Source organism: Legionella moravica DSM 19234 (genome assembly GCF_000423305.1).
In the GTDB taxonomy this organism is placed as follows: domain Bacteria; phylum Pseudomonadota; class Gammaproteobacteria; order Legionellales; family Legionellaceae; genus Legionella; species Legionella moravica.
In genome coordinates this window covers 69,684-75,935 of sequence record NZ_AUHS01000021.1, presented here as the reverse complement: position 1 = coordinate 75,935, position 6,252 = coordinate 69,684, and the positions used below count along the sequence as shown (strand labels likewise).

The window sequence follows — 6,252 nt, the reverse complement described above, 5'->3', positions numbered from 1 at the left end:
TATTAATTTCTTGGTGACGAGATGCCATTGAGAGGCATACAATGCATCCACATAAGCCACACCCACAGCAACATAGAGCACTGCTTTTTGCACATTAATACTGGCAAGGGAGGCTAGATAATCCGCATAAGTCGCTTTTTGCAGGTACTGTAACCGATGGCCTAAAGGAATGGGTTGCGTTATAGAAAAAGTCGTTTCTGCAGCTTCATAACTGCTGTAAGAACCTGAGCCACCAAAGTTTTCTGCGGTCAGTGTGACTTGAGGGTTAGGATAAAGTCCGCTTTGAATAAAGTAGCCACGAATTGCCTGTGCTTTGTCAATTGTTGCCTGCAATTCTGGATTGTTTTGATAGGCTTGATTCAATGCGTCTTTAAATGTAAGTGGATTAGCAGCCATCACTTCGTTGAAAACAAAGATGAATAAAACCGTAACTATCCCTCTGATAAAATAAAGCATCCTTACCTTCAATAATTGTCTGTATTAACGAATCTCTATTGAGTTTACCCTTAAATAGATTAATTATACACCCCTGCGATTTATTCTTTAAAAATCATTTAAAAACCTGAGGATACATGTTAAAACAAAGATATTGATTATCAAATTAATGCGTTATTATAAGTGACTCTGCTATGTTGATTCGGTTTATAGGCATAATTCTTTTGATACATACTTCTCTCATAGCAGCTAAGCCCTTAACAGTAGGAATTGTATCTTACGATCCTCCGTTTACTATGCGTGCGGATAAAGATCATTATTTTGGTTTTGATATTGAGCTGATGACTAGCCTTTGTACCGAAATGAAGACTCAATGCCAATTTAAACCCATGCCTTTTAACCAACTGTTTACTCAATTAAACAAAGGAACAATCGATCTGGCAATTGCTGCCATCATCATTACCAATGAAAGGCAACAACAATTTTCTTTTAGTCTGCCTTATTTAATAAGTAAAGCACGCTTTATGACAACCCATAAAAATTCAATCACCACAGTGGGAGATTTAACGAAAAAAAATGTGGGTGCTATAGAAGGTAGTATATTTAAAGACTGGATTACTCAAAAATTGCCAGGAACATCCATTACAGAATACTCTACGACAGAACAATTAATCAGCGCATTAAATAAAAACGAAGTGGATGGTGTCTTAATGGACGATTTTTCTGCAGACTATTGGATAACCAATAATCAGCAATCGTTTAAAGGGATTGGAGAACCATTGCTCATTGGAACAGGCTATGGAATTATGGCTAAGAATGACTCCCTTAAATTAATAAACAGAGTGAATAAAGCACTAAAAAAAATAGTAAACAATAATATTTATCTTTCTTTATATAAGAAATATTTTCATACCATTCCCATGCACTAATGATTATAAACGCTTTCATTCCCATTCTTTTTAAATTACAGTTAATCTATTGAAACTAACACGGATAGTAACATGATTAGATTTTTTGTATTTTTAACACTTTTAGTGTTCTTATGCTCCTGTTCCTCGTCTACAGAAAGCACTAAATCCAATAATGACGCTCCGAAGAAACGCAGCTTTGGAGGCTATCATCCTCACCATCCACGACATTAACAGAGGATAAATGACTCTCATTAAAAGGAGCAAACTATGAATATAAAACGCTTTACCCTAAGTTCGTTATTCAACAAAAGTGTTAAAATCTCATTGCTTTTTTTTCTATTGATATCACTGGCAATAGCAAGTGAGCATCTTGCATCTCAAGTGATTATTCCTACGACTGCTCCAGAAATATTTCAAGAGATTGATGAGTACACTATAGTCCTTTATAAAGCAATTGAAAACAATCAGTTAAATGAAGTGCATTATCATGTTTTTGCTGTTCTCAAATTGGTGAACGCACTCCCTAATTTAAGCCAAAGTTTATCCCCAGCCCAATTAAAGATGCTTCAAAACTCTATTGCGTCTATTAAAAAACTGGCCACACAAATGGATGCCAGCAGCGATGCGAATGACCAAGAAGCAACTCAAGCCCAATTTAAAAAACTACGAAGTTTTATAAATGAACTCCACACCTATTACTCCATTAAAAAACATGTTCAATAATTATAATAACTATCTTTTTAATGGAGTTCCCTTGGTGATCTATTTTCCTCTATACTTGAATCAATCTCACGATTAAAAAGAGCGATAATGGACATCGTAATGAATCACAGTATTCTTGCTGTAAGTGGTGTTATTTTCGCTATAGGAATTGTATTGTTAGTTCTGGCCAATGGGAATTCTGGAAAAACAATGAGGCGTATGGGACTTATTCTTTCTGGTTGTGCATTAATTGCCTTTACTCTCTTTTTTTTTCTCGATGTGCTTCCAACGAACACTTAACTTCTGAGCACAATCTTAAAGGATAAATCCCTCTTTAAATCGAGTACAGGCAATCAATTAATAAATTGAATCCTTATTAAATCAATGTATAGTTGAATTTAGGGATAGGGATACTTATAAAATCTACTACAAAAATCAGCAAGGGATGTTACGTTATGATGCGCCATAAACATCAAAAGAAAAGCAACGGGTTCAAAAAATTTCATATCTGCTTTTGGGTTGTACCCCTTATGATTTTGTTGCTTATCACCAAATTTTTTATCCATCGTTTCAGTTTAGAATTTGTTGTCGTTAGCCCTCTTTTTACAAGCACCATGGCCGGTGCCATTTTTATTATCAGTATTTTGCTTGCTGGAATTTTGACAGACTTTAAAGAAGCCGAAAAATTTCCAGCAGAAATCAGAGCCTCTCTTGAAAACATACTGGAAGAAGCAACCCTTTTTCATCAGAAGAATAATGAGTTTGATTTAAAAAAAATTCATGCCACTATTAGTAAAATAGTTCAGCTCTTTTTTAAAGGAATAGATCATGAAGGAAATCACCACGATTTAGATCCATGCCTAAATGCTATCAATCAATTAGCATCTTCATTCTTAGAGATGGAACAATTAGGTATGGCACCTAACTTTCTTGTTCGTTTAAAAACAGAACAAGGTGCATTGAGAAAGATAATTTTACGAATATATCAAATTCAAAGAACTCAATTTATTCCCTCTGTACATATTCTGGCTGAATCATTAATAGGCTTTCTCACCTTCTTTCTTCTGTTCTTAAAGACTGAAGGATCTCCAGAATCATTTATACTTTTTGGCTTTATTGCTTATTTTTTCCTCTATATCGGTCGTCTCATCAGAGTATTAGAAAAACCGTTTAGAGAGGGGCATGAAACCATGGATGATGTGAGTCTTTTTCTCCTTCGAGAGATGAAATGATAACAACGTAATCCTATTGACCCATGCATCATTCGCATAAAACTAATTCTGATTTCTTAATGACAAGGAACGCATTTGGATTCTATAAAAGAACTCCAATTAAAGATCATTTATGTTCGACACTGAAAGATAATAGATTTTTACCGCACCACCCATTGAATAATTCATTCAATGGGTGGTGCAATTTGCCTAATTCCTCAATAATGCCTATCTTAATATTTAATAAAGTACACTAAATCCGTCAATGGATTTTTCAAGCTAATAATACATTATTATAGGGGCATTCTTTGAAAAGCAACGGGCATAGAGCATCACGGCTGAACAAGTTATCAAACACAATAAAAAGACCACCGTTTGAGTGTATTGCTCTGGTGTTACAAGGAGGTGGCGCTTTAGGTTCCTATCAAGCAGGAGTCTATGAAGCTCTTGCCGAGGTTGATCTCCTTCCTGACTGGGTAGCAGGTATTTCAATCGGTGCTATTAATGCCGCAATTATAGCAGGCAACCCAATCAATAATCGGGTCGCACAGCTAAAACTATTTTGGGAACATCTCTGTGCGAATCCTTTACTCGATTGGTCAAGTGTATTTGCTAAAATAACGTCCACCAATATCCTAGGGCGTAACCTGATCAATCAGACGAGTGCCTGGTCAAGTTTAATGAATGGAGTGCCTAATTTATCGCTTTTTATTAATAAACAAGATTTCCCTTTTAAAGCCTGGTAATGCACCAAGGGGTTAGACAGAGAAATCACTATGCCCATTGAGTAATGTAAGGATTTTCATATCCTTCTATGAAGGCAACCTGCGCCGCCCATTCACGCTCCCATGCTGTAGGAGGAAAGCGCTTATTCCAAGCAAGAAAAAGCTTTTTTTGCGAAGAGCTTAAGGGAATAGTATATTGTTGAGACATAAATAAATGTGCACGCGCGATAAGACCAGCAATTTTTTTTGCTTGAGCAAAATTATTTGGGGACGCAATTGAGGAGGAACTTACTAAAAAGACAGCAAAAAAAAGTGTAAAACGCATTAAATCAAGACCAGACAAAGAGAATCCGAGAATTATTATATGAAATAAAGACTAAAAATGACACATTAGCGTAGATGGAACATGATAATCGGAAAACTCTTCAAAAATTATAGCCCTTGCGCAGGGTAAAGTAGCTTGCAAGAAAAATGCTGTAAAATTACATCCTTATCAAGATAAGCATATAATTAGATTAATTCCCCCGATAGAGTGCATGATGACAGAATGGATTATACAACTGGGTTTTTCGCTGAGCCTCCTGGTCAATGCCCTTCTCTTTATTCCGCAAATTATTACCCTTATAAAAACAAAATCATCTCAAGGCCTGTCGCTCATTACTTTTGCAGGATTTAATATTATTCAACTGTTTACCTTGTTACATGGAGTCCTTATTGGTGATTATTTACTGGCAGGAGGCTATTTATTGAGTATAATTTCTTGTGGATGCGTATCAGTCTTGATTATTTATTATCGCTATTGGTATAAAAAGATGAAATAATCAATACGTTAGATGTCCTTAAAAAATATTTATTGTATTTATTTTGCACACAGTATAAAATACACACTCCTCTTGAAGCCATAAAGTGCACTATAAAGGAATAAACTGCATGCAAGATAATTTAATTTTATTGCCTCACGATCCCTCCATCTTAATCCAAGACTTATCTCAAAAAATTCATTATTTAAATATCATGAAAAACTTGATGGAGCACAGTTTAATAGCGATTAATCAGTTTCAAAATCAAAATCTGAAACGATTCGATGCGCAGGTTGGTGATACTTTATGTCAAATAAGGGCATATAAAATCCTCTGTCTCGCAACTCAAGATTGCGAAAAGATATCGTTAGATTTAAACCAATTAAACTCTCGGATACATCAAGTTATCCCGATTATCACTGCCCACCAGGTAGAACTTGAACGCTATCTAGCTACCCCAAAAAATCAAAGACCTGATTGGATACGTGCCTCCATACCCTTGCAAGGCTTGTTTTCCCAATGTGATAGCTTAGTTCCTCTATCCGATGATGCCCTCTTTATTGTATTATCGCACTTATTATGTCATTTTCATAAAGTAGATGAAGAGCACATTCCGATGTCTGTTGACGTTCGGCACGTTGCATCCGAATGGAATCTCTCACAAGGGTATGCAAAGAAACTGACTCATTATTTTCAAAAAACGCTTGCGAATGCATCGTGTTCCTTTATGTTTCAAATGCTTTCTGAACTCCCAAAACTGAATCAATTACAATCCATCTTTCCATTATTGCATCGCGCAGGCGATGAAGGGCGAATGGTTTTACCATGTCATGCAGTCACTGAAATAATCGTTCGTCATATGATTCAATCCGAAGCCCATGCTGTTTTGGTAATGAAAATAAATACACCACAAAAACAGCAGATAATGACCTTTCATTTCAAAGGAAACCCAAATCTCAATGAATTTGTTATGGTCAGCGACACATTCATACTGGATGATCTGCCATGCATGGTATTCTATGGTGTAGCAGAACACCAAGAATCACCCAATTACCAGAGGATGCGTAATGCTATACAGCATATGGGATTAAGCCATATTGTTCTTACAAATAATGCGGCTCATCCTCAGTACTCAGGAAGCGCGCTCGCAGCCTTTCGCGAAAACCCTTATGCAACGCTTCTCATAGAGAATACTCAACTATGCTCTATTGAAACCGCACAGATCATGCAATTAAGTGAGCAATTGAAAGACTTGCAATTAAAAGCACATCTCTGGGGATTAACCCAAAGTAATGCGTCAACGTTTTTTTTGAAACATATTTTTTGCAGTACTATGGATGAGTACCCTCATAGTGTTCTTAAAAAGATGCCTGGAACTGCAATCGAACGCATAAGACCTCATATTCAAGTACTTCCTGAGGCTAGTCTACGGATGGCATAAAGATATACGTAACCTGGTCTATACTTA

At 36.1% G+C, this 6,252-nt stretch carries 9 protein-coding genes and 1 pseudogene; 8 read left to right on the top strand and 2 right to left on the bottom strand.

Annotated features, from left to right (window positions below):
• Window positions 1-456, bottom strand: a pseudogene (locus G543_RS0106755) (TolC family protein); the annotation flags it as partial.
• Between the two features lie 173 nt (window positions 457-629).
• Here G543_RS0106755 and G543_RS0106750 point away from each other — a divergent pair.
• The 6 genes from G543_RS0106750 (at window position 630) to G543_RS17300 (ending at window position 4,005) form a co-directional block, all read left to right on the top strand.
• Complete coding sequence (locus G543_RS0106750; RefSeq protein ID WP_238400288.1) at window positions 630-1,364, top strand: transporter substrate-binding domain-containing protein; 735 nt, start codon at window positions 630-632, stop codon at window positions 1,362-1,364.
• 72 nt (window positions 1,365-1,436) lie between these two features.
• Window positions 1,437-1,577 (top strand): hypothetical protein, encoded by a 141-nt coding sequence (locus tag G543_RS19180; protein WP_165482379.1) that lies wholly within the window; start codon window positions 1,437-1,439, stop codon window positions 1,575-1,577.
• A 36-nt stretch (window positions 1,578-1,613) separates the two neighbouring features.
• Complete coding sequence (locus tag G543_RS0106745; protein WP_028383852.1) at window positions 1,614-2,069, top strand: hypothetical protein; 456 nt, start codon at window positions 1,614-1,616, stop codon at window positions 2,067-2,069.
• A gap of 99 nt (window positions 2,070-2,168) precedes the next feature.
• Window positions 2,169-2,348: a hypothetical protein gene (locus G543_RS0106740; RefSeq protein WP_133141358.1), complete on the top strand. Its 180-nt coding sequence runs from the start codon at window positions 2,169-2,171 to the stop codon at window positions 2,346-2,348.
• 230 nt (window positions 2,349-2,578) lie between these two features.
• On the top strand, window positions 2,579-3,280 hold the full coding sequence (locus G543_RS17305; RefSeq protein WP_244918530.1) for a hypothetical protein: 702 nt from the start codon (window positions 2,579-2,581) through the stop codon (window positions 3,278-3,280).
• 287 nt (window positions 3,281-3,567) lie between these two features.
• Complete coding sequence (locus tag G543_RS17300; RefSeq protein WP_238400289.1) at window positions 3,568-4,005, top strand: patatin-like phospholipase family protein; 438 nt, start codon at window positions 3,568-3,570, stop codon at window positions 4,003-4,005.
• 28 nt (window positions 4,006-4,033) lie between these two features.
• Here G543_RS17300 and G543_RS0106725 read toward each other — a convergent pair whose 3' ends face one another.
• The gene (locus G543_RS0106725; protein WP_115343607.1) at window positions 4,034-4,309 is read right to left on the bottom strand and encodes an endonuclease; all 276 of its coding nucleotides are present in this window, start codon (window positions 4,307-4,309) and stop codon (window positions 4,034-4,036) included.
• Window positions 4,310-4,523: 214 nt separating this feature from the next.
• Here G543_RS0106725 and G543_RS0106720 point away from each other — a divergent pair, with 214 nt between their 5' ends.
• Both G543_RS0106720 and G543_RS0106715 read left to right on the top strand, forming a co-directional pair.
• Complete coding sequence (locus tag G543_RS0106720) at window positions 4,524-4,805, top strand: PQ-loop domain-containing transporter (protein ID WP_028383849.1); 282 nt, start codon at window positions 4,524-4,526, stop codon at window positions 4,803-4,805.
• A gap of 109 nt (window positions 4,806-4,914) precedes the next feature.
• Window positions 4,915-6,225, top strand: coding sequence for a hypothetical protein (locus G543_RS0106715; RefSeq protein ID WP_028383848.1), 1,311 nt, complete (start codon window positions 4,915-4,917; stop codon window positions 6,223-6,225).
• Window positions 6,226-6,252: the final 27 nt, after the last annotated feature.

What these genes read in the sequence shown, in the direction of transcription:
- G543_RS19180 (WP_165482379.1), top strand. Translation starts at nt 1,437, where the DNA reads ATGATTAGATTTTTTGTATTTTTAACACTTTTAGTGTTCTTATGCTCC.
- G543_RS0106750 (WP_238400288.1), top strand. Translation starts at nt 630, where the DNA reads ATGTTGATTCGGTTTATAGGCATAATTCTTTTGATACATACTTCTCTC.
- G543_RS17305 (WP_244918530.1), top strand. Translation starts at nt 2,579, where the DNA reads ATGATTTTGTTGCTTATCACCAAATTTTTTATCCATCGTTTCAGTTTA.
- G543_RS0106740 (WP_133141358.1), top strand. Translation starts at nt 2,169, where the DNA reads ATGAATCACAGTATTCTTGCTGTAAGTGGTGTTATTTTCGCTATAGGA.
- G543_RS0106725 (WP_115343607.1), bottom strand. Translation starts at nt 4,309, where the DNA reads ATGCGTTTTACACTTTTTTTTGCTGTCTTTTTAGTAAGTTCCTCCTCA.
- G543_RS0106745 (WP_028383852.1), top strand. Translation starts at nt 1,614, where the DNA reads ATGAATATAAAACGCTTTACCCTAAGTTCGTTATTCAACAAAAGTGTT.
- G543_RS0106720 (WP_028383849.1), top strand. Translation starts at nt 4,524, where the DNA reads ATGACAGAATGGATTATACAACTGGGTTTTTCGCTGAGCCTCCTGGTC.
- G543_RS0106715 (WP_028383848.1), top strand. Translation starts at nt 4,915, where the DNA reads ATGCAAGATAATTTAATTTTATTGCCTCACGATCCCTCCATCTTAATC.